Here is a 24330-nt window from a genome sequence, read left to right as displayed (position 1 = left end):
CCCCTGCGAGGCAGCAGGCCTTGATGTTAAAACATGCTGTTTTTGTCAGCTATGGTGCTGATTAAAAACTGTGGGACAGCAGTGACCCCGGGGTGCTTTTTTATCAGTAATCCGTGTATGGAAAGATCGATTCAGCATACAGCTGCAAATCCTGCAGCCACTGCAATTTCACCGGATTGTCGGCTACCTGTTGCGCCGCCAGCTGCAGTTCAGTGGCGAACTTTTCGAAATTCAGCAAGGCACCGGGAGGCTGCGGGTTCATCAGTCGCGCTACGCGATGCTGTTCCCAGCGCTCGCGCTCATCTTCATTGAGCGTATCCGGGAAATTGCGAGCACGATAGCGGAACAGCATTTCCTCGCCACGAGCATCCCTGAACGGTGCCGGCCAGTCAGCCAGATCCCACGGGCTCAGTTCATGCACGGTCGCCATCGCCTGTTTATCTGCAGCCGGGAAGAAACTGTCATACAGTTGGGCATCTACATCGGTGGCCGGGGCAAACTCCCTGCCAGAAAATACCTGATGCAACTTCGCTGTCAGATCACCTGCGTTTTTCAGGGTCGCCAGATTGGTACGTAACACATCACCACTCAACCCCCAGCGCTCGGCCTGATCGGGTGTCAGGGTTTTCGCAGGAGCCAGTACCGGTGATTTGTTAATATGCACTTCTTTCAGCGGCAAGCGTGTCATCCCTTCCGGCATATCCGCATTGCGGGTAAACACGCGCTGCGCGATTTCTTCTGCCGACAGGCTGATCAGAGCCTCGACATCGCTGTGCAGGTCATAAACGATGACGGAGTTCTTGTTGGTCGGGTGCCAGCACAGCGGTACTACAATGGCCATGCAGCCCTGCTCTACCGGATACATACCGGAGATATGCACCAGCGGCTTATGATTCTGAACATCCACCAGTGCACCGACCTGATGCTTAAAGCGAAGATCAAATAGATAACGGTATAATTTTGGTTGTTTATCTCGAATCAGCCGTGCCAGCGCAATAGTCGCGCGCACATCGGAGACCGCGTCATGGGCCTTACCATGATCCAGCCCGTTGGCAGCGGTCAGGTGTTCAAGGCGGAAGCTTACCCGCCCTTCATCGTTCACCGGCCATTCGATGCCTTCCGGTCGCAGTGCATAGGCGCAACGGGCGACATCGAGCAGATCCCAGCGGGAATTGCCGGACTGCCATTCCCGTGCATAAGGGTCAAAGAAGTTACGGTACAGCCCGTAGCGGGTGAACTCGTCGTCAAAACGAATGCTGTTGTAGCCCGCAGAACAGGTACCGGGTTCGCTGAAAACCCGGTTAACCGTTGCCATAAATTCGGTTTCGGATACCCCGCGTGACTGACAGTCCTGTGGCGTTATGCCGGTAACCAGCACCGCCTGGGGATGCGGAAGGTAGTCGTCTGACTGACGACAGAATATTTCGGTTGGCTCACCGATTTCGTTCAGGTCTTCGTCGGTGCGGATCGCCGCAAACTGCGCCGGGCGATCCCACGCCGGACTGGCGCCAAAGGTCTCGTAGTCGTACCAGACAATGGTATTCAAAGCTTTTCCTCAGGCGCCTGTTAGTCAGCCGCCGTCTGCAGTTGCTGCTGGCAGAGTGAAGACCTTACCGGTTTGCAGGAAGCTGCGCGCATCACGCGCACTCTGCACTGGAATTTCTTCCATTGGCATGTGACCAACACCTTCATAGGTGATCACACTGACGTTCGGCAGATCACGGCGGAACTGCTCCATTACGGTCAGAGGCACCCACTGGTCTTCTTCTCCCCACAGCAACAGAGTTGGTGTATTAATCTGGCCCACCCGGGCACCGAGGTCCGGGTTCTGGCTCTGTTCTTTCATGGTGCGGAAAACATTCACCAGACCTTTACGATTCCCCGGACGCAGGGTCAGGTCGTGGTAACGTTTTACCAGCTCACTGCTGACTTTGTCGTCGTCACCGTAGGCCGCATGAATATTCATGCTGACGATATAACGCGGCATCATAATCTGGCTCATCTCACCGATCACTGGCAATGCCGCAAAATTCATAATAAATGGCATGTCCTGAGGGTAACCCGCAGCGTCCAGCAGAATCAGTTTTTCAACCCGATCCGGGCGGTATAACGCGTAGTTCCAGCTGATATAACCACCTAAAGAGTTTCCTGCCAGACTGAAACGGCTGACGCCCAGTTTGTTCAGAAACTTGTCGAGTTTTTCGACCATGTAGTTAATGTTGTAGCGGTCCAGAGCCGGATCAGGGCCAGTCAGACCATGGGCTGGCAGATCGACACGGATAATACGGTAGTTGTCTTTCAGCTCTTCCACCCAGCCATCCCAGGTGTGCAGAGAGGATGCCACGCCATGCAGTAACACCAGCACAGGCCCCTGGCCTTCATCGCGGTAATGCATCACCAGATCATCAACGGCAACAAAGCGAGAGCTTTCATTGGTGTAATTTTCGGTCAGCTCCGACATGGGTCTGGAACCAATCCCCATGGAGGCACAGCCAGTTAATGCAGCGAGGCTGATAACCAGCAGAAAACGGATCATATGCATGATAATCCCCAGGTGAGTTTATTATTGTTTTTCAGTATCCGGGCCGGGTCGAAGCCGGCTCGCGCAACTTTACCACAGGGGTCTTTTCCCGTCTTCCCCGTCAGTTGATCCATCCCCCTTTTCTAATCCCCTATGGCGGGTACAATGTCCCCCTTTTTCCGGCGCTGCTTTTTCATCCTGCCGGTGGTACTGAGACACGCTGCACCTGGAGTATCTTAATGGTGTTATTCAAGAAACTGTTCGCAAACCGTAATCGTCAAACTGACTGGCAACAAGGGGACACCGAACAGCGCACGAACTATCTCAACTCCCTGACTGATGATTCATCCCGGCTGGCATTTATCGCGGCTGAGAGCAGTGAATCCCTGAAAGTTCTGGCAGTAACCGCTCTGCAGAACACTGAGTCGCTGGAAGCTCTGTTAAGTGACAGCAACACAGCTGTTCGCCAGGCCGCGCGCACGGCGCGCTTACAACAGCTTCTGCCGGATACCAGCGCACTGAGCAACATCACGGACACCAGTGTGCTGACCAGCATCGCCGCGCTGACAGACAACGACGAACAACGCCTGGCCGCTATCCGCCAGATTAAGGATGAAGCCACTCTGTTCAGCATTGCCAGAGAACACCCGGTCGCCCGGGTACGCAGTGTCGCCGCAGAAGGCATCACCAGTGCAGAACAACTGCAACAGCTGCTCACCTTTGCTCAGGGCAAGGACAAATCACTCTACCGCCTGTGTAAAGACAAACTGGCGGCTCAGCGTGAACTGCAAAAACAGCAACAGCAACGCCTGCAGGCAGTAGAACAGCTCGAAGCTCAACTAGCCTACCTCAACCGTATCGGCTATCACCCTGAGTTTCACGGCAAACTGCAGGTGTTGCGCCAGCAATGGCAGCAACTTGCCAGCGAAGCCTCTGCAGCGCAGCAAAGCACCGTGGACAAAGCTTTCACTCTGGCTCAGGCGACGCTCGACGCCCATGCTCAGGAAGAAGCACGCCTTCAGGCTCAGCGTGAGCAGCAGCAAGCGGCGTCAGCTCAGCAGCAGTCCATTGTTGAGCAACTGCAAGCACTGCTGAATGAAGCTGAAGCTCAGATCACTGATCTGCCGCAGCAACTGCAAACATTTGACGATCAGTGGCGCACCACCCTGCCACTGAATAAACCGGATGCCGATACCAGCCGCCATTACGAGAACATCTGGCAGCAGCTGCAGACCCTCAGTACCGCAGCAGCCAAATGGCAGGCGCTCAGCACTGACGTTGAAGCATTTCTGCAGCAGGCGCCTGCAGCTGACTCCGACAAGCAACTGCAGCAATGCAACCAGTGGTTGAAACAGATCAGCTGGCCAGCAACCCTGCCAATGCCGGAAAATCTGCAGTGCCTGCAACAGCGCCAGCAGCAATTGCAGGCAGAACAGCAACAGGCCTCGGCTAACGAAGGCGAGATTCTGCGGCAACTGGACGTTCACCTCGATGCACTTGATCAGGCGATTAGCGAAGGCCACCTGCGCGACGCGAACAAGCAGGTAAAGCAGATTATTAACGCTCTGAAACGCTGTTCAGGCCACAAAGCCCAGGCACAGCAACGTCGATTCCGCGCCATGGAGTCACGACTGAATGAAATCCGCGACTGGGCAGGTTTCGCTGAAACACCGAAGAAAGAATCACTGGTCGCGTCCATGCAGGCACTGATCGGTGCCGACATTGCTCCTGATGTGCTGGCGGACAAAATTCATCAGCTGCAGGACGAGTGGAAAAGTCTCAGCAACAGCCACAACGATCAGGCTTTGTGGGAACAGTTCCGCACCGCTGCCGATCAGGCGTTTGAGCCCTGCCGTGAACACTTCGCTGCAGTGGCATCATTACGAGAGCAGAACAAAGCCCTGCGTCAGCGCCTGATTCAGGAACTGACCGACTACGATGCTGCGATGGACTGGCAACAGGCTGACTGGAAAGTGGTGCAGAAAACGCTCAACGCCGCTCGCGAATCCTTCCGTCAGTACTCACCGGTGGATCACGCCAGCCACCGCGACACCAGTGCTGAATTCCGCACCGTCTGTGACCGCATTTATGCGCACCTGCAAGGGGAATACGATCGAAACATTGCCGCCCGCCAGGCTCTGGTCGACGAAGCGCTGGCGGTGAGTACTGCTGACGACCTCAGTGGTGCAGCGGATGCCGTAAAAACGCTGCAAATGCGCTGGAAAGAAATCGGTATGGTTCCGCGTGCTGCGGATCAGAAATTATGGAAGGCATTCCGCAAAGCCTGTGACACCGTATTTGCCCGGCTTGATGAACAGCGCAACGCACGCAAAGCGGAAGTGAATTCTGTGGTACAGAGTGCAGAAGCACTGATCGCCAAAGCAGCAGAGGCAATGCAATCGCCTGATGCCGCATCTGTACTGGCTGAAACGCGCACAGCTTTCAATGAACTGTCACTGCCACGGGCAGCCCACCAGCGCCTGCTGCGTGAACTGAATCAGATGGATGAGCAGCTGCAGACAGAAAAGCTGCAACAGCGCCGCCAGCAACAGCTGACCCGCTGGGAAAATCTTTTCTCTCTGCTGAAAGGCGAAGCTGCGGAAAGCAGCAATCTGCCATCCGGCTATACCTCGACGGAACTGAACGCCAGCCTTACCGCGTCGGACGACGATGCCCTGACCCTGTGCATTGGCATGGAAATTCTGGCAGATATTGAATCACCTGACAGCGACAAAGCACTGCGCATGAACCTTCAGGTACAGCGCCTGGCGCAGGGTATGGGCATGAATATCAGCCGTGACGATGAACGTAAAACGCTGATATACCAATGGCACAACAGCTGTCATGGCCATCCACTGACCGAGCGCTTTATCAGCGCAATAAACGCCAGTCTCTGACACACTAGTAACAAAAAAAAGCACCGCCTGGCGGTCACTGCTGTCCCACAGTTTTAAAGATATCTGTTTTCTATAAACGACTTTTAAATCTGCAATGCCTACTGCCTACCAGGGGAACTTATCCCCTGGCCGGCAGGGCGACCCCAGCTTTTCGCTCCTGGAGCGTTACCCTCACTCCCTCGATTTTTCAGGCCACGCGCCCATGCGACATCCCTGTCGCCGTCCGCTCACCGGGCATCCTTGCCCGGCGGACCGGAAAAATCATCGTTCATTTCGGCGCTCCAGAATGCGAAGGAATGGCTTCCTCTAAGCTGCTTTTTAGTACAACGCCTACTCTGAATTTCAGTCAGAGACATGACATTCAGATTCCACGTGGCGTTTGAAATACGGCTGTGAGGTTAACTAACACAGCGCCTCTGGGCTCGCCGCAGAAAACGTAGATATTTCCGACATGCCCGAAGGGACTCGGGCAAGCGGCCCCGGCCCTGGATGGCCGATGGGGCGTGCGGTCAGTAAATATCAAGGTTTCAAGGGTAAACGAGCCAGGACAGCGCGAAGCGGGGAGATAGCCCGTCCGGCGAGAGGGGTAAGGCCCCTCTATGAGGACAAGGGGCCTGGAATATCTCACAAAAGTTCAAATAAAAATTTGTGGGACAGCAGTGGCCTGGCGGTGCTTTTTTTATTCTTCTTCGGAGCTTTTTCGAATCAGAAAACGGTAAATGCCATCCTCTTCACTTTGCGCCAGCAATTCCTGATCAAGAAACGTACAGAACTTCAGAAAGTCCCGTTTGGTTGATGGATCTGTCGCCAGAATTTCCACCACATCGCCAATGCTCATATCGCGAATTTCGTTGTGCAGCATCATCACAGGCTCAGGGCAGAACAGCCCACGGGTGTCGAGATGATGGGTAATTTCAGCGTCAGACATAGTAGCCCCTTAACAATCTGCCGGGCATTTTCTCAACCCTGCGAATAAATGCCAACCTTCAGCGTTTTACTTTCAGTACTCCGCGACGAATCAAAGCCCAGACAATGGGAATAGCCGCCAGGGTAAGAAAACCCGAAACAATAAAGTGTGCATCATAACCCAGCATTTTCGCTGAAAAGCCGGACAAGGCGGCCGCTACCATGCCGGCGATAATCACCAGACAGCTTTGCAGCGCATAATCAGCTGCCTCTGAGTGCTCGCGGCAGCGATCCATCATAACGGTGAACAGCGCCGCGGTAGCCATACCTCCGGCCACATGCTCAAGCACAATGGCAACGCCTACTCGCAACAGCGAAGGATCGGCGGTATGGCTGATGCCGACGTAAGACATCAAGGCCAGAGCTTCCAGCAACAGGAAGCCCAGTAAAGTAATCTGTCGCCCAAGCACACTGACCAGCCAGCCGCCAGCCAGAGCCCCCAGCAGTCCGGCTGCGAACCCTACCGTACCCAGCAGCGTTCCCAGCTGTTCAAGCGACAAACCGGCATCACTGAGCATCGGTCGGATCATCGGCGTACCGAAAGCATCGCCGAATTTAAAAAACAGAATCAGCAGCAACCATAAACCAGCCTCTTTCAGGCGGAAAAAGCCCAGCCATTGCGACATAAGTGGCTGCGTCGGTGGCGTATGTTGTGCCGGTTTGAAAAACCACAAAGGCAGCGTTCCCAGCAGCATCATGCCAGCGACCAGCCACAGAGCGCCCTGCCAGCCAAGACTGCCGTACTGAGATATCAGTAATCCACCGGCCAGAACCATTCCTACCCGATAGGCGCCGACCTGCAGACCATTACCCTTACCACGCTCGCGCACAGACAGGTTTTCGACCGCCATGGCATCAGTGGCGATATCCTGAGTGGCAATAAAGGTGTTCAGTACAATCAGCAGCAGTAACGGCAGCCAGACGCCGTTTTCCAGCCAGCTTTCCAGCGGCTGCGACGACAACAGCAGAATCATCGCCAGGGCGCAGGCGTTCATGGTGAAAATCCAGCTGCGGCGGAACTCACCTGAACGCAGCGTTACCCGGTCCAGCGCCGGTGCCCAGACAAATTTAAACGCCCACGGTAACGCTACCAGAGACAGCATGCCGATAAGAGTCAGATCCAGCCCCTGCTCGCGTAACAGCACCGGCATCGCCTGGCCAAAGAAACCGTGTGGTAATCCCTGAACGACGTACAACCCGGTCAGTGCAGCCCATTTATTCATCATGTTTTTAGGAAATCCGGTTGATTGTCAAAGCCGACCAATAAACTCACACTTAATCATTGCCCTACTACACTTCATGGAAGAAGTACTTACTGGACGGATACCAGGTATGCATCACCTGCAACTGAATCGTGGCACCATCAGCCTGACAGAACGTTTTTTACGCAACGATATGCCTTTGCTCGCACGTTATCTGCGCAACGCCATGCTTACCAGCGAAGCTGAGCCTATTGATCTTTTACTGGACAGGCAACACCTGAAAGCCATCAACCAGCATCTTGATCAGCTGGTCAATGCCTCCGATATCGGCGAACGATCGCTGCTTACCAACCTTTTACTACGCTGGTCCGCGGTGCACCTGCACCATGCGGAATAAAAGCTTCCGCTCGGGTCGCACTCAGACAGTTTCAGAAATAAAAAAAAGCCCCGCAATGCGGGGCAAATTTTTATAGTGGTGAGAGTGTAGTTATCTGTGAAACTCAGTCGCGCTCGAGAATAGCCACCACGCCCTGACCACCTGCAGCACAGATAGAAATCAGACCACGGCCGGAACCTTTTTCCTCAAGCATTTTCGCCAGACTGGCGACAATACGGCCACCGGTCGCCGCGAACGGGTGACCCGTTGCGATCGACGAACCGTTAACGTTCAGTTTAGTACGGTCAATGCTACCCAGCGGAGCATCCAGACCCAGTTTTTCCTTGCAGAATTTTTCGTCTTCCCAGGCTTTCAGTGTCGAAGCAACAACACCGGCAAACGCTTCGTGAATTTCGTAGAAGTCGAAATCCTGCAGCGACAGATCTGCACGTTGCAGCATACGCGGTACCGCATACGCCGGTGCCAGCAGCAGGCCTTCTTTATCTTTGTTGCCATCTTTGCCGAAGAAATCCACCGACGCGGTTTCGTGGAAAGACAGATACGCTTTAACCGGCAGGTTGTGAGCCTTAGCCCACTCTTCTGATGCCAGCAGGACAACCGACGCGCCATCCGTCAGAGCGGATGAGTTACCCGCCGTCAGCGTGCCCTGACCGGATTTACGATCAAATGCCGGCTTCAGTGATGCCAGTTTTTCCAGATTTGGTTTACGTGCGAGGTTATCCTGCTCCAGACCGAGGAACGGCGTAACCAGATCGTCGAAGAAACCGCGCTCGTAGGCGGCCAGCAGGTTTTCATGGCTGTTAAAAGCAATTTCGTCCTGCTCTTCACGACCAATACCCCACTCTTTCACTGTCTGTTCTGTATGTTCACCCATCGACAGACCGGTGCGTGGCTCGCCATTACGCGGAACCAGTGGTGCCAGGTGCTTAGGACGAATTTTCGCCAGCAGCTTCAGTTTTTCGCCAGTGGTTTTGGCACGGTTGACGTCCAGCAGAATCTTACGCAGACCTTCGTTAACACCAATTGGTGCATCAGAGGTTGTATCCGAGCCACCCGCAATAGCACTGTCGATCTGGCCCAGAGCAATTTTGTTAGCGGCCATAATGATGGCCTGCAAACCGGTACCACAGGCCTGCTGAATATCCACTGCTGGTGTGTGTGGATCCAGCGCCGTACTCAGTACCGTTTCGCGCGCCAGGTTAAAATCGCGGCTGTGCTTGATTACAGCACCCGCAATAAATTCACCAATGCGCTCACCCTGAAGGTTGTAGCGATTAACCAGACCATTCAGTGCTGCAGTCAGCATGTCCTGGTTGCTGGCATAGGAGTACACAGTGTTGGAGCGGGCGAACGGAATACGGTTACCACCAATGATGGCTACGCGGCGAATGCTCTGGGTCATAGATGAATCCTGATTGTCGTTATAAAGCGTGGCAGATCGGTCACTCACTCTGCCTGAAACCATGCCAGTTTACCCCGCCCCCTACCCTGATCATTGGCCCAACTGACACAGATACCAGCGGAGCGGGTCAATTTCAGACCTTATAGATGCTGCTGTAATCTGCTACTGTCCGGCGTTTTCAAGCCGTTTGTGTGTTTTTATCAGGATCTGAACATGAGTAACTTTATCGAATCGGTACTGGACAGCGGCATGGGCCGTAGTCTGATGAAATCTGTACTTCCCAAGACCATTGGCCTGAAGCGCTACACCCCAGCTCAGGAAACCTATTTTGAAGGGCGCGTACTGATCGGTGCATCAGACAACGCTGCCCTGATCCGCGATATTTTCCGCAACCTGAAAGACGCCCGAGCTCAGGTATTTTTCCCGGCGGCAGCTCGCAATGCCGCCGCTATTGTTGCCGCCGCGAAAGAATTTGATGTTAAAGCTACCGGCCTGGAAGTCTCTGCCGACATGTCGGACAAATTCGATGCTCTGGTGTTTGATGCTTCAGGCTTCAAAGACGGTAACGACCTGAATCAGCTGTACTACTTTTTCAATCCGGTTATGCGCAAGCTCAACGGCAATGGCCGCGTGATCGTGCTGGGTCGCCCGCATATGTCAGCAGAAAATGGCGAGCAGGCTGCCGCTATGCGCGCTCTGGAAGGCTTCAGCCGTTCCGTTGCCAAAGAAGTAGGCAAGAAGAGTGCTACAGCCCAGGCGATTTATGTTGAAACCGGCGCTGAAGCCAACCTCGACAGCGCCTTCCGTTTCGTTATTTCTGCCAAGTCAGCTTACGTTGACGGTCAGGTCATCACCGTACGCAAAGCTGAGGCCATCAGCTACCCGGACTGGCACAAGCCTTTGGCCGGCAAAGTGGCATTGGTAACCGGCGCATCGCGTGGTATCGGTGAGTCTATTGCCCGCACGCTGGCACGTGATGGAGCTAAAGTCGTTGGTCTCGATATTCCGCCAGCAGAGGCTGATCTGCAGCGCGTAATGTCCGAGATTGATGGTGTTGTACTGGTTGGCGACATTTCCTCCTCTGAAGCACCACAGTTGATTTCCGACAAACTGAAAGAACTCGGTGGTGGTGACATCATCATCCACAACGCCGGCATCACCCGTGACAAAACACTGGCCAATATGCCGGAACACTGGTGGAACATGACCATTGATATCAACCTGTCTGCTGAAGAGCGCATCAACCATGCCCTGTTCGAGCAAGGTACCCTGAACAACGGCGGTCGAATCGTCTGTGTATCGTCGATGAACGGTATCGCAGGTCAGACAGGCCAGACCAACTACGCAGCATCAAAAGCGGGGGTGATTGGCTACGTACAGTACATGGCCGACGAACTGCTGGAAAAAGGCATCACCATTAATGCTGTGGCACCTGGCTTCATCGAAACCGCTATGACAGACGCCATTCCGGTGATTACCCGTGAAATCGGTCGTCGCCTGAATTCTCTGTCACAGGGCGGCCAGCCAGTGGATGTGGCTGAAACCATTGCTTTCTTCTCCAACCCGGCATCTTCCGGCGTTACCGGGAATATCGTCCGCGTTTGTGGTCAGTCGCTGATTGGCGCATAACGTCTGATCAGCTCCGGGCTGAGAATCAGCCCGGACTTGATGCTAATCATTGTTAATTACGACTAGCTATCATCTTTTACACTTTCTTCCGACATTCTGTTTCATAATCCGCCGCTGACGCTACACTTATACAGAATCCCATCAGATACCGGCGGTATGTCGAAAGAGCACCAGTCCCAGCCAATCCCTTCTCTCAGTATTGGCCGTTACAACCTGTTTCTGGAAATGCTCCTGAGTAACCGTCCTCTGCAGGCGCTGCTTCAGGAACTGATCCTGCTCATCCAGGAAAAACAGCCGGACTGTATCGCATCTATCATGCTGGTCAGCGAGGATGGTAAGCACCTGCGTAAAACTGCAGCACCGAATCTCCCCGACTTTTTCGTTGATGCCGTTGACGGTATTGAAATCGCTAACGGCATCGGTTCCTGTGGTACCGCTGCGGCCAACCGTCACCTCGTCATCGTCGACAATATACAGACCCATCCGTACTGGACTGAATACAAGCACATTGCTGCCAAAGCCGGATTGGCAGCCTGCTGGTCGCAACCCATCGTAAACAGTGATGGTCAGGTACTGGGCGTGTTCGGCCTTTACTACAAAGCCCAGCGCCACCCCACCGGACAGGATTTGCTGCTGATTCATGAGGCCGCACGACTGGCGCAGGCCAGCATTGAATTTCGTCGGGCACAAAGTCACCGCATTCTCAGTGAAACCATCACCGCTCATCTGCCCGTTGGCCTGCTGATTACTGACCGCGACTTTCAGATCATTGATGTTAATCCGGCGTTCACGCAAATAACGGGGCACACCCTGGACGACGTATCAGGCCACACTCCTTCACGGTTTATTAATCGTGCGGACGCAAGTCTGGAACAATACCGGGACATCGCACTGCGTTTGCCCCACGGCCGCAACTGGACCGGCGAAGTGCTGGTCAGCCGTCGTAATGGCGAGCGTTTTACGGCCGAACTCAGCTTCAGTGTGCTGCGTGATGAACACGATCAGATTGACCGTTGCGTGGCGCTGATCAGCGATATCACAGAACGCAAGCAATCAGAAGAAACCATCCAGTATCAGGCCAGCTATGACCTGCTCACCGGATTACCGAACCGCAACCTGTTTTACGAGCGCCTGAACTGGACGCTGGAGCAGTATCGCCGCAGCCAGAAGTCATTTGCCGTGCTGTTTATGGATCTGGATTACTTCAAGGAAATTAATGACACTCTGAGTCATGAAGCAGGTGATGAACTGCTGGTTAAGCTTGGTACCCGACTGAAACAAGCCCTCCCTCGTCACGATATGATTGCCCGTCTGGGCGGCGATGAGTTCGCCTTTATTATTACCTCCGCTCAATCGCCGGCAGAGACCGAAGCACTGTGCAAAACGCTGCTGGAAACCGTCAGTCGCAACGTTTCCATTCGCCAGATGAAAGACCTGCGTATGACCGGCAGTATAGGTGTCAGCTATTTCCCACAGGATGGCTCTACCATGGAGCACCTGCTGAAGTCGGCAGAACAGGCCACCTATACCGCCAAAGGTGAAGGTCGCAACCAGATCGCACACTTCACCCCGGAAATGCATGAAGAAGCCCGCCTGAATGCGGTTATGCATCAGGAATTACGTGGAGCCGTTAAAGGTAACCAACTGGAGCTTCACTACCAGCCAATCAGAAATGCTCGCACCGGCGCAATTAACCACGTCGAGGCCCTGGTGCGCTGGCGCCATCCGGAGCGAGGACTGGTTCGACCCGACCTCTTTATCCCGCTGGCGGAAAAGACCGGCATGATCCGGGAAATCGGCGAATGGGTGCGGCAGGAAGCTTTAACAGCGGCAGCCCGTATGCAGACGCTGGGGTTACTGATTCCCATTGCGGTAAACGTATCGACGGCTGAGTTTTACGATCACACTCTGGCCGACCATATTGTTCAGCAGAGTCGGGAATCCGGACTACCGGAAGGTACGCTGATGGTGGAAATCACCGAGAGTCTGTTGATTCGCAGCCAACAGGAAACCCGCGATTTCCTGCGTACGCTGCAGAACGCTGGCATCCGTATCGCGCTGGACGACTTCGGCACCGGCTATTCGTCGCTGTCCTACTTAGCGTCATTCCCGGCGGAGAAACTGAAAATTGACCGATCGTTTGTGATGGGTATGCGCAGCGATGAACGCAAACAGGCACTGGTCGAAACCATTATCAAACTGGGTCACAGCCTGGGCATGCGCGTGGTAGCTGAAGGTGTTGAAACAGAGGAAGATCAGGCGCTTCTGATCAGCAAGGATTGCGATCTGATACAGGGCTACCTGCTGTCCAAACCACTGCCGGAACAAGAGCTGATCAGCTTCCTGCAGCGTTACTGCGCAGACTCCTGAACGGTCAGCGCTTTTTCTTCGCCCGCTTCTTTTTCAGGTAGTCTTTTACCGGCCTAGGCTTATCTGGCAGTGCCGCCTTAAACCGGTCTTTCATCTCTTCTATTTTTGCTTCTTTGGCATCATGCATCCGTGAATGACGATGCTTTTCACCGGCCTTATCGAAACTCACGACATTGCTTTTATCTGACATAGTGCCCCCATCGGTAAACCTGCACTGACATGCTACCATAGCGTTTTTCCGGCTCCAGCATTTCCAGCCATGACCACCAGCCTTCCCATAGATTCTCTGTTGGATGACATCCGTCAGAATCTCTCCAGCCACAACCGCCTGCTACTCAGCGCCGCTCCCGGTGCCGGTAAGACCACGCGCGTTCCATTGGCGTTAATGAACGAACGCTGGCTCGACGGACGCAAGATTCTGATGCTGGAGCCACGTAGAATCGCAACCCGTAACGCGGCCACCTATATGGCACGGCAACTGGGGGAAAGCGTTGGTCAGAGCGTAGGCTACCGTATTCGCCTGGAAACGCGTGTCAGCGCTGACACCCGTATTGAGGTGGTTACCGAAGGTATTCTGACCCGCATGCTGCAACAGGATCCGGAGCTGGCCGACGTTGGTCTGATCATCTTTGATGAATTCCATGAGCGCAATCTGCACGCTGATCTTGCGCTGGCACTGGTACAACAAGCGCAGGAGTTGCTGCGTGATGATCTGCGCCTGCTGGTGATGTCAGCGACCCTTGATAACAACGAGATTCGGAAAACGTTTGACGCGCCCTTCCTGCACAGCGAAGGTCGGACATATCCCATTGAATTGCATTACCGGCCGAGAGATAACGACAACGTTACGCTTGCGCAGCAGGTAAGCCGGGTGGTCAGTGAGGCCCTGACGCATGAGGGCGACATACTGGTCTTCCTGCCGGGTACCGCGGAAATTCGACAGCTGCAGGCTCTGCTGGATGAAAAACTGCAGGGAGTAACCGTTCTTCCTCTCCACGGTCAGCTCAACGATCAGCAGCAGAAACAAGCTCTGGCTCCGGCCATCGCAGGCCAGCGGCGCATCATTCTGGCAACTAACATTGCCGAAAGCTCGGTCACCATCGACAGTGTACGCATTGTTATTGACTCGGGACTTGAACGCCGGGTGAGCTTCCAGCAAGCAACCGGTACCAGTCAGTTGCAGACGCGCTACATTTCACAGGCCTCCGCTATCCAGCGCAGTGGCCGTGCCGGCCGTCAGGCGGCAGGTATATGTTATCGGCTATGGCCGCAATCACAGCAAGAGCGCCTGGAACCGAGTATCCGCCCTGAAATTCTCGATGCCGATCTTACTTCGCTGTTACTGCAGCTGAAATTGTGGGGGGCCGATGCTGACGAACTGAACTGGGTAACTGCACCACCTTCCCGCGCACTCAGCCATGCCCGGACATTACTGTCTCAACTGAACATGACTGCAGATAATCAACTGACAGATCATGGGCGCCAGTGCGCCACACTACCGACAGAACCGCGCTGGTCTCATGCACTGATCAGCGCCGCACAACTGGGCGTCGCCGACAAAGCGGCAACGATTATTGCGCTGCTGCAGGAATGGCCACATAAGCTGCGAGCCAGCGACGATCTGCAGCGCCTACTCAATCAGGCTGAACGCCACGCTTTGTGGAAGCAACGGGTTAATCCCCTGGCCAGCAACCTGTTACGCCTGCTCGACAGCGGAATTTCGCAGGCCGATGGCATCAGCGATACTGACGCAACGGCCCTGATACTGGCTCTTGCCTGGCCGGATCGTATCGCTCAACGGCGTAGTGACTCAGACAACTTTTTGCTGGCCAACGGCGTCGGTGCGCGGCTGGCGGCGAATTCAGACTGGCACCATGCGCAGTGGCTGGCTGTCGCGGATCTCAGTGGCAGTGGCAGTGGCAGTAACGGTAATACCATCCGCATGGCAGCAGAGCTGTCTGTAGCCTGTATTGAACGCCTGCAATCACTGATGCCAGCACTGTTCACTAGCAGCGCGGTAGTACGCTGGCTCGACAACGGCCAACTGCAGTGCGAACAACAGCAGCGACTGGGGGCGCTGATACTGAACCGCCAGCCATTGACGACCATGACACATGAGGACTGGCAGCAGGTGTGGCTCGATTTCTTCCACACTGAGGGCCTGAACAGTCTCAGCTGGAATGAAGAAGCACAGTCACTGCGTCAGCGTCTGGCATTGCTGCACCAGCACGACAGCAGCCAGTGGCCAGACGTATCCGATGAGGGGTTAAAACAAACGGCAGAAGACTGGTTACTGCCCTTCTGTCAGCAGGCCCGTCATCAGCGTGATCTTAAGAAAATCGATACAGCAGCCGCTATCCGGTCTCTGCTGCCCTGGGACAAACTGCAGCAACTGGACCAGCTTACGCCTACGCACTGGCAGGTCGCCAGCGGCTCTCACATCCGTATTGATTACAGCCAGACACCGCCGGTACTGGCGGTCAAACTGCAGGAAATGTTTGGCTACGAGGGTCAGCCCAGCATCATTGATCAGCGCCAGCCATTGCTGATCCACCTGCTGTCGCCTGCGGGGCGCCCTCTGCAGGTCACCTCTGACCTCCCTCACTTCTGGCGTAACACGTATTCTGAGGTGCGTAAGGATATGCGTGGTCGCTACCCGAAACATCCGTGGCCGGAAGACCCGCTGACCTTTACAGCCACCCGCCTTACTAACCGGGCACTGAACAGAAACAAACAGTGAGACGCCGTTCACACAGGTACAGGCGGTTACCGAGTTTTACAGCGCCTGTACGCGAATAGACTGGAGATTCGGTCCAATAGCACTAGCCTTTAGTTAACAATTGTTTCCTGTCTCCGTTTATGAAAAAAACACTGATCTCCGTTGTGGCTGTTTCTCTGGCAATCGCGGCCATCTGGACCGGGCGCCAACAGGCTACCGTAATCGTCGCAAAGGACCCGATATCTGCGTCAGCTAACCCGCCAGCGGCCGCAGTCGCAAACCCGGCCAATACACAGCCCTCTTCACCTGCCATCATGCGCCAGGATCTGAGCCTCTCTGCCACAGGCAGATACAGCACGGATCACCAGCACACTGACGAGCCAGCAATGCCAGCTGAGATAGAAAAAGCACTGGAGGCCGAACGCATTCCAATGTCAGCACTGGTGGCGCAGCCCCACCCTCAGGGGGGCCACCTGATCAACCTGAAAGGTCAGTACCGCACCGTGACGGTGGCCGTCACCGATGAGAATGGCCAGGTTCACCTGATTGAACGACGCATCACCCCGATTCCTGACGTACAAACGTCGCTCCCTGCTCCTTCGGCCAGCGCAGCCGACAACACCGCACAGTGAGGTTGCTCATGATATTCCATGGACTAAAAATCAGTGGCCGGGTGTTGCTTTTCCCGTCATCGATAACGCTCTCAGCCAACAGCCTTGCTGCATTGCAAATTGTAAACAGCGACGGCGCAGGTGAGGGCTTTAATGACACAACATCAGCCTCTGCCGTTGGTGGCAATACGGCGACCACTCTCGGAGCTCAGCGACTGGCAGTATTCAATAAAGCTGCAGATATTCTCAATCAGACATTTAACATCACACAAACCATCGAAATTGAATCAAAATTTGACCCTCTGGAGTGCTACCCAACCTATGGCGTGCTGGGCAGTGCAGGGCCCAAATATGCCTATCAGGTTTCAGAATCCGGGGTATGGACAGACTACCCTATCAGCCTGGCCAACGAACATTTCGGAACAGATCTGGTTCCATCAGGTTATGAAATTCGAGCAACGTTCAACTCTGAAATTGGCACAACCGGCTGCCTGGAATCCTCCTCCTGGTACCTTGGTTTTGACACGCCAACATCAGGAACCTCGTTACTTTCAGTAGTTATGCACGAGATTATGCATGGCATGGGGTTTCTGTCTTTTATGGCCTACGATGGAACTACTCAGTTTCTGGTCAACGGCACCGATCCCATTTTCGACCCTTATACCAAGCAACTGTTCGACGCTACCCAGGGAACCCGCTTAACCAATCTTGGCCAATCGGACCGTGCTGCTTCCGAACTGAATGATGGCAACCTGGTCTGGGATGGGGCTCAGGTAAACAGCAATATTTCTGGTTTATCTGCTGGAGTGAACGGCAGCCGGGTACAGATGTACGCACCATCGTCTTACAATGAAGGTTCATCCGTCAGTCATTTTGACACAGCCGTTTACCCGAATGAGTTAATGGAACCGCAATACACCGGGTTTCTTGACAACCCGGGGCTGGCCAAATACCTGCTGGCTGATATTGGCTGGACACTGCAAAACAGCGGCAATAACGCCCCCGTATTTACCCCGCTGGCCGATCAGACGCTGAATGAAGACAGCAGTAAAACGGTGACTCTGGCTGCCTCCGACAGCGATGGCGATTCACTCACCTATTCCCTGACGTCGGCCCCCGCTGAACTGGGGGTTTCGCTATCCGGCACAACCCTCACCATCGCACCTCAGGCAGACTACTCTGGCAGTGGCACCGTAGTGGTTGGCGTTTCCGATGGTCAGGACACTGACAGCGATTCTTTTCTGGTTACTGTCACGGCCGTCAATGACGCCCCGGTGCTGACGGCCATCGGTGATAAAACCCTGGCAGAAGACAACACGATCAGTATTACTCTTGCGGCGACCGACGTAGACAGCGGCTCACTGACGTATTCGCTGGACTCCGCCGCCACCGAACTTGGCGCATCGCTGTCCGATAACACGCTGACGATTACACCGATTGCCGATTATTCGGGCTCAGGCAATATCACGGTCAGTGTTTCCGACGGTCAGTTAAGTGATGCAGAAACCTTCCAGGTTACCGTCACCGCGGTAAACGATGCACCAGTCTTTAGCATGTCGACCAGCTACAACATTGTGCAGAGTAACGCTCAGGACATTACCCTCAGTGCCACGGACGTGGAAAACGACAGCCTTACCTACAGTCTGGTCAGCTACGACAGCGGCATGGTAACAGTCTCGCTGTCTGATACTGAGACTACGCTAACGGTTACCGGTGATAGTGAAGGCAGCACCACGATTTCTGTTGCGGTCAGCGATGGCAATATCAGTGTCAGTGCCGATCTGTCGTTCACCATCAGCTCAACACCGAACAGCGCACCGGTATGGTCTGCACCAGCGGCGGTAACTGTGATGGCTGGCGGTGCAGCTGCTGAACAGACACTGGCAGCCAGCGATGCGGATAATGACTCGCTGAGCTTCAGTGTACTGTCGGTTCCTGACGGCCTGTCGGCCAGCGTCAGCGGCACAACCTTGTCGGTAGCCGCAGATGCGGGAACCGCCGGCAACTATGTACTGACACTGTCGGTGACCGATGGCATTGACCCGGTGAGTACCACTGTGGGCGTTACTGTGGTGCCGGAGCTGACTCTTACCAGTGGCGACTCTTCCCTGACCGACGGCGATACCTTCACAGTCAGTAATGAAGCGACAATCTTCACACTGGCCGGCGGTGATAACAGCCTGACTACGACCCTGTATTACGGCGGCAGAGACCGCGATGATCTGATCAGCGTCGATAGCAGCGGCAATTACACTCTGGCAATGCCGGATTCCGGAGCCTTCGCCGGTGTATACACCCTGACCGTTAGCGATGGTAATGGCTTTACTGCCAGTTATTACCTGGAGCGGCCACTGCGACTGATTCCAGCCGTCAGCCCGGTGATGATTAACCCACTGGCCATGCAGATGCTCAAAATTGAAGGCGCGCCTGCTGCAACTACCATCAATCTGGATAGCAGCAACGGTAACCTTAGCTTTGCAGATGATCAGAGTGGAGCCATTACTCAGGTCGTTGCCACTGATGATGAAGACAACTTTAACCCGGCGCTGGTGTATCTGGCGTTGCACAGCGACCTCACTGCGGGTTTCTCAACCGACATCAGCGCACTGGCAAGTAATATCCCGGATTCTGTGCTGACACTGGAAGCGCAAATGCCAAGAACGCTGACGGTAGCGGTGCAGGATACGTCCGGCAGTGCAATAGACAACGCTATTGTCAGTGTGTATGACGAACGCTTCTCTATCTGGGGCTTCGACGATACCGTGACAGCAAGTAATGGACAGGCCAGTATTCACCTGCCTAACGAAGCAATCACTCTGTATACCGATGCCAGCGGTTATCTGGAGAAAGAAACGCAGCTGAATTCAACTCAGACCCTGGCAACCGTTACGCTGACGTCTTCAGCAACTGCCTTTACCCTGTCAGGTATTATTCAGTCATCGGGTTTCAATTTTTCTGAAGAGCTACCCGTCATTGAGCTGTACTTCACCGACGGCAGCAAAGAAACCCTTAGCGCCGAACAAATCAGCGTCAGCTCAGTGCGCTACCGCTGGGACGGTGACCTGGATCAACAGCTACCCGACTATTTACGGGTCAGCCATAGCCTCGGGTCTACAATCGATACAGACGTTGTCACAGCGTACCCCCCCCAAGACCATCAACATTACGCTGATCAACAACGACAATGCAGGTACTACAACGGTTGTGGTGAGTTCCTCCGGCGGTGGTGGTGGCGCCATGGCCGAAATACTCCTTGTGCTGTTGAGTGTCCTCATGTTAACAAGTGTTTATTCCACGGACAGACGCGCATCTGTGTTAAATCGCGAACGGACTGATTAAGAAATACCTATGAAACAAAGGGACTTGGCGGCATTTATCGTTATGCTTGGGCTGGCACTTTTCGTTGTGTGCCTGCCCTCTCGCGCCCTCGCAGGACCAACCGTCGGGGTCGTCACCCTCAGCGACCAGATTACCCACAACAGCAGTGACGGCAAGCTGCTGTATGTTGAAGACCCGCTTGGACAGTGGTCTCTGCCCTACATCCTGAGCGAAAACATCCAGTTCAGTCCTTATCCCAAATCCGTGTTTAACGAGGGGTTCACCTCATCCAGCTACTGGCTGAAAATGGAAATTGATGGCTCAGCCAGCAGCAAGCATCACTGGCTGATGGAAATTAATTACCCACTACTGGATGTGATCAATATATTTATCCTGTCGCAGGATGAAGAGCTGCTGGCCAGTTACGAGCTGGGCGACCTGAAAGCATTTCATGAGCGGTCATTTACCCACCGTAACTTCGTCATCCCGATGGATTTTGATCAGCAGTCAAAGCAGCTGATGTACATTAATGTTCATACCACCAGCTCAATGCAGGTGCCTTTGAATTTCTGGGAAGCCAACCACTTTATCGAGCAACGCAGTACCGAGCAGTACGGACTCGGTCTGTATTACGGCATGATGCTGGTAATGTTTCTCTACAATTTCTTTTTGTGGACCAGCATCCGCGACAACGATTACCTGCATTACATTGGCTACATCGCGGCCTTTGCCGGGTTGCAGCTTGCCACCAGCGGCCTCGGCTATCAGTTTATCTGGGCCGGTTCGCCGTGGTTTGAACAGATTGCTGTGCCACTGACCATTGGCCTTGTTGGTGTATTTGGCACGACCTTTACCCGCGGTTTCCTGCAAACCAGAATCCACCATCGCTACGCAGACTTTTCGTTAAAGTTGTGCCTCGTCCTGTCTGCCCTTATTTGCGTCAGTTCAGTTGTATTCGACATCGCCACCGTGATGAGCACCGGCAAGTTTGTCGTCGTGATATTCCTCGTCACCGTGTTTTATGCATCGGCAGCCATGCTGATGAAAGGACAACGGGAGGCACGTTTTTTCCTGGCAGCGTGGGTAGCCCTGATCGTTGGCGGCATGATCACTATCAGCATGATGCTGGGACACCTGCCTAATAACCTGTGGACCACCCATGCCAGTAAAATTGGCAGCGGAATCGAGATCGTTCTGCTGTCGTTCGCACTGGCTGACCGTATCAAGATTCTGCAGCGTGCCAAATTACATGCCGAATCGCTGGTAAAAAAAGAGCTGGAAGAACGCGCAGAGCGTCTGGCCGAATCCAACCGCTTAAAGAATGATTTTCTGGCCACCATCAGCCATGAATTCCGCACACCATTAAACGGCATTCTCGGGTCGCTGGAACTGGCTCGCGAAGAACGTGGTAACCAATTGCTGTCATCACTGCAGGACGCACGCTCAAGCGCCAGTGACATGCTGGAGCTGGTCGACAACGTTCTGACCTACACCGAGCTGCAGGCTGGTAACCGCATTCTATCGCCGGAAACCACCGAACTGTCGCCGATGATTCGCACCACAGTAGATTTTGTTCGCCAACGCTGCGATGCCAAAAATCTCGAGTTCGAGCTGAAACTGTTACCGGGTTTACCCAACCATATCCGTGCCGATATTAAGTGCATCCGCCACGCCGTTAAGGCATTGCTTGAGAACGCGATTAAGTTTACCGAGCATGGCAAAGTCAGCGTAAGTGTCGGGCTTAACCGCCTCAATGAACGTCCCTGCCTGGAGATATCCATTACCGATACCGGTATCGGTATGACCGCCACTGAGCTGGAGCGCGTACAGGAATATTTCGGTCAGGCAGACAGTTCGATGCAACGCCAGTATCAGGGACTTGGCATCGGCCTGTCGCTGGTTCGTGCTGTCTGCCATGTGATGGAAGGTCAGATCACAATCGACAGTACCAAACATCAGGGCAGCACGATCAATCTCAGGTTACCGGTGCAGCCACTGGGCAACAGCGAGGTTCGACTGGTACGCGATCGACCAGAGACGGTTCATATCACCCCGATTGAACATATCCGCGGACGTGCGCTGATTGTTGAGGACAACACCGTTAACCAGCGTGTGCTCAGTTCCATGCTCAACAAACTGCAGTTGCAGGTCGACGTCGCTGACAACGGCGAAAAGGCGCTGGAGATCCTCAACGGCCCACGCCAGTACCACTACGACATGATCTTTATGGATTGTCAGATGCCGGTGATGGATGGTTTCGAAGCTACCCGTCGTATCCGTAGTGCCAGCATCGCAGAAAAAGATTGTCCGGTTATTGCCGTGACCGCCAATGCCATGTCTGGCGACGAGCAGCGTTGCCTCGATGCTGGTATGAATGACTATCTCAGCAAACCAGTCGCGATGGAAAAAATCCGCACCATGGTGGTGAAGTGGATGCCGGAAGAAAAACTCAGAGGCCAGGCCCCCACAGGAGCTTCAGGCCAACAATCAGTGTAATCACTTCGTACAGCCGCTTAATCGTCAGGTTACCCGACTGTACCGAGGTGTTTGCGCCCAGATAACCACCAATCAGAGAGCCGGCAATCAGCGCCGGTATCCAGTCCCACTGCACTTCAGCGACAGTCCCCATGGTCAGCGCACCAGCACCGTTCCAGCCGAGGCCAACGGCGACCAGCGTTTGCGCCACTGCGGTTTTGTAATCCAGACCAAACCAGTACACCAGCCACAAAGTAACAAATAAGCCACTGCCGGCCGACAGCGCGCCATTGGCAAAGCCAATCAGCAACAGCACCAGTGCACCAACCATAATGCCCTGTGTCGAGCGATTGCGAGCTGTATTCACCAGTCCCAGTTGTGGCTTGAACCAGGAATACAGCGACAGCCCGAGTGTCAGCAAGCCCAGTGCAACTTCGGCTTTACGTGCGTCGACATCGAGAATAAACAGAGCTCCGGTGATAACACCCGGAACGCCCGCCAGCACAATTAAACTCAGTAGCCAGCGCTCCAGATGCTTCTCACGCAGATGGCGCATGGTCGCACCCAGTCCAAGCGCCACCGTGGCAATCTTATGCGTTGCCAGTGCCAGTGGAAACGGCAGGCCCATAAAGATCAGAACCGGTAACTGAATCAGTCCGGCACCGCCTCCCGCCAGAGCCGAAAACCAGTTAGCAACAACAGCGATCAGGAAAAGTATCAGTTGTTCTGTATAATCCATCAGGAAAACTCATCAGGGGATGTTTATGAAATACGCTCTGTACTACTACGATGCCTGCCCTTTCTGTCAGCGAGTACTGGCAGCTCTGCCTAAAGTCACTGTCGACGTTGAAAAGCGCAACGTTATGCAGAACCGTAGTTTCAGTGAACAGCAGTACAAAGCCACTGGCCGTACCACAGTGCCGTGCCTGCTGATCGAAGAAAACGGTAAAGAAACCTGGATGTACGAGTCAGCGGATATTATCCGCTATCTGCAAAGTCGCTGAGGAACGCTTCCGCGTTCCTACTTCAGTGCTGCCACCAGTTGTGCAGCAGTTGCAGGATCAGCCAGCAGACGGCGCACAGTCTCCACTACCGCCTGAGTCTGGCTGTCGACTTCCAGATTGATGCGATCACCCGCCTTCACCTCGCCAAAGGTGGTGACGTCACGGGTTTCCGGAATCAGATGCACGCTGAAGCGCTCACCTTCTACTTCGGCAATGGTCAGACTGCAACCATTCAGAGCAACAAAACCTTTGTCCAGCAGGAAAGGCGCCAGATGCGCAGGACGCTCCATCCACACCACACGATTGTTCGCCGTATCAATCACATCGAGCACACTGACCTGATCCATGATGTGACCAGACAAAACGTGACCGCCGATGTCGTCGCCAAAGCGTGCAGCACGCTCAATATTGACCACATATCCTGCCTGTAATTGCCCGAGATTTGTTACCTTCAGGGTCTGCTCGATGGCATCAAAGCTGACTCGCTGACCATCAATTTCACGCACCGTCAGGCAGGTTCCGTTAATGGCTACCGAAGCGCCGTTCTGTAAACCGGATAACAGTCTTTCCGGAAAATCAAAACGCAACGTGGCAAAATCTCCACGGGACTCCAATGCAGCGACAGGTAATTTGGTCTGGACAATACCGGTGAACATGGTCACTCCCAACAAATCAGAAAAGCGTATTATGCACTATACTGACGCTGAAAGAGTCTCTGAATATCGTGGGTCTGATTACTGTGGTTTGGCCGCCTGCGAAGCAATGGCCGACAGGCTCGGCATAAGCAGAAACAGTGCGCCATTCAGAGCCATCTTATCG

General features: G+C 54.1%; 17 protein-coding genes. 9 read left to right on the top strand and 8 right to left on the bottom strand.

What is annotated here, in order from left to right:
* Nucleotides 1-103: 103 nt before the first annotated feature.
* Both sbcB and I9W95_RS12700 read right to left on the bottom strand, forming a co-directional pair.
* Nucleotides 104-1546: an exodeoxyribonuclease I gene (sbcB, locus tag I9W95_RS12705; protein WP_225675460.1), complete on the bottom strand. Its 1443-nt coding sequence runs from the start codon at nt 1544-1546 to the stop codon at nt 104-106.
* A 24-nt stretch (nt 1547-1570) separates the two neighbouring features.
* Nucleotides 1571-2542, bottom strand: a complete 972-nt coding sequence (locus I9W95_RS12700) for an alpha/beta fold hydrolase (protein WP_225675459.1) — start codon at nt 2540-2542, stop codon at nt 1571-1573.
* Nucleotides 2543-2760: 218 nt separating this feature from the next.
* Here I9W95_RS12700 and I9W95_RS12695 point away from each other — a divergent pair, with 218 nt between their 5' ends.
* Entirely contained in the window at nt 2761-5418 is a 2658-nt protein-coding gene (locus I9W95_RS12695) for a DUF349 domain-containing protein (RefSeq protein WP_225675458.1), read from the top strand.
* A gap of 679 nt (nt 5419-6097) precedes the next feature.
* On the opposite strand, the gene tusA is transcribed toward I9W95_RS12695, so the two are convergent.
* Together tusA and I9W95_RS12685 are read right to left on the bottom strand one after the other, a co-directional pair.
* On the bottom strand, nt 6098-6346 hold the full coding sequence (tusA, locus tag I9W95_RS12690) for a sulfurtransferase TusA (RefSeq protein ID WP_225675456.1): 249 nt from the start codon (nt 6344-6346) through the stop codon (nt 6098-6100).
* Between the two features lie 58 nt (nt 6347-6404).
* On the bottom strand, nt 6405-7610 hold the full coding sequence (locus I9W95_RS12685; protein WP_225675454.1) for an MFS transporter: 1206 nt from the start codon (nt 7608-7610) through the stop codon (nt 6405-6407).
* 106 nt (nt 7611-7716) lie between these two features.
* Between I9W95_RS12685 and I9W95_RS12680 the strand changes: the two genes are divergently transcribed.
* Nucleotides 7717-7983 carry a hypothetical protein gene (locus I9W95_RS12680; RefSeq protein ID WP_225675452.1) on the top strand — a complete coding sequence of 89 codons (267 nt, stop codon included), beginning with the start codon at nt 7717-7719 and terminating at the stop codon, nt 7981-7983.
* Nucleotides 7984-8086: 103 nt separating this feature from the next.
* Here the strand turns inward: I9W95_RS12680 and I9W95_RS12675 are convergent, their stop codons facing one another.
* Nucleotides 8087-9385 (bottom strand): acetyl-CoA C-acetyltransferase, encoded by a 1299-nt coding sequence (locus I9W95_RS12675; RefSeq protein ID WP_225675450.1) that lies wholly within the window; start codon nt 9383-9385, stop codon nt 8087-8089.
* 213 nt (nt 9386-9598) lie between these two features.
* On the opposite strand from I9W95_RS12675, the gene I9W95_RS12670 reads away from it, so the two are divergent.
* Together I9W95_RS12670 and I9W95_RS12665 are read left to right on the top strand one after the other, a co-directional pair.
* Nucleotides 9599-11014 (top strand): 3-oxoacyl-ACP reductase, encoded by a 1416-nt coding sequence (locus tag I9W95_RS12670; protein ID WP_225675448.1) that lies wholly within the window; start codon nt 9599-9601, stop codon nt 11012-11014.
* A 156-nt stretch (nt 11015-11170) separates the two neighbouring features.
* Nucleotides 11171-13384 carry a bifunctional diguanylate cyclase/phosphodiesterase gene (locus I9W95_RS12665; protein WP_225675446.1) on the top strand — a complete coding sequence of 738 codons (2214 nt, stop codon included), beginning with the start codon at nt 11171-11173 and terminating at the stop codon, nt 13382-13384.
* 4 nt (nt 13385-13388) lie between these two features.
* On the opposite strand, the gene I9W95_RS12660 is transcribed toward I9W95_RS12665, so the two are convergent.
* Nucleotides 13389-13574 (bottom strand): tRNA (uracil-5-)-methyltransferase, encoded by a 186-nt coding sequence (locus I9W95_RS12660; protein ID WP_225675444.1) that lies wholly within the window; start codon nt 13572-13574, stop codon nt 13389-13391.
* Between the two features lie 69 nt (nt 13575-13643).
* Here I9W95_RS12660 and hrpB point away from each other — a divergent pair, with 69 nt between their 5' ends.
* The 4 genes from hrpB to I9W95_RS12640 all read left to right on the top strand — a co-directional run bounded on the left by hrpB (nt 13644) and on the right by I9W95_RS12640 (nt 22528).
* Entirely contained in the window at nt 13644-16124 is a 2481-nt protein-coding gene (gene hrpB, locus I9W95_RS12655) for an ATP-dependent helicase HrpB (protein WP_225675441.1), read from the top strand.
* A 119-nt stretch (nt 16125-16243) separates the two neighbouring features.
* Nucleotides 16244-16735: a hypothetical protein gene (locus I9W95_RS12650; protein ID WP_225675439.1), complete on the top strand. Its 492-nt coding sequence runs from the start codon at nt 16244-16246 to the stop codon at nt 16733-16735.
* 92 nt (nt 16736-16827) lie between these two features.
* Complete coding sequence (locus I9W95_RS12645) at nt 16828-20049, top strand: tandem-95 repeat protein (protein WP_225675437.1); 3222 nt, start codon at nt 16828-16830, stop codon at nt 20047-20049.
* A gap of 13 nt (nt 20050-20062) precedes the next feature.
* Entirely contained in the window at nt 20063-22528 is a 2466-nt protein-coding gene (locus I9W95_RS12640) for a hybrid sensor histidine kinase/response regulator (protein ID WP_225675435.1), read from the top strand.
* Here the strand turns inward: I9W95_RS12640 and I9W95_RS12635 are convergent.
* Nucleotides 22482-23246, bottom strand: coding sequence for a sulfite exporter TauE/SafE family protein (locus I9W95_RS12635; RefSeq protein WP_225675434.1), 765 nt, complete (start codon nt 23244-23246; stop codon nt 22482-22484). The genes I9W95_RS12640 and I9W95_RS12635 overlap by 47 nt on opposite strands.
* 25 nt (nt 23247-23271) lie before the next feature.
* Here I9W95_RS12635 and I9W95_RS12630 point away from each other — a divergent pair, with 25 nt between their 5' ends.
* A complete protein-coding gene (locus tag I9W95_RS12630; protein ID WP_263866204.1) occupies nt 23272-23511 on the top strand; it encodes a glutaredoxin family protein in 240 nt (79 codons plus the stop codon).
* 17 nt (nt 23512-23528) lie between these two features.
* Here I9W95_RS12630 and I9W95_RS12625 read toward each other — a convergent pair whose 3' ends face one another.
* Nucleotides 23529-24167, bottom strand: a complete 639-nt coding sequence (locus tag I9W95_RS12625) for a riboflavin synthase subunit alpha (RefSeq protein ID WP_225675430.1) — start codon at nt 24165-24167, stop codon at nt 23529-23531.
* Between the last annotated feature and the right edge of the window lie 163 nt (nt 24168-24330).

The organism is Thalassolituus marinus, assembly GCF_020320395.1.
Classification (GTDB): domain Bacteria; phylum Pseudomonadota; class Gammaproteobacteria; order Pseudomonadales; family Oceanobacteraceae; genus Venatoribacter; species Venatoribacter marinus.
This window is presented reverse-complemented; position numbering and strand designations above follow the sequence as displayed.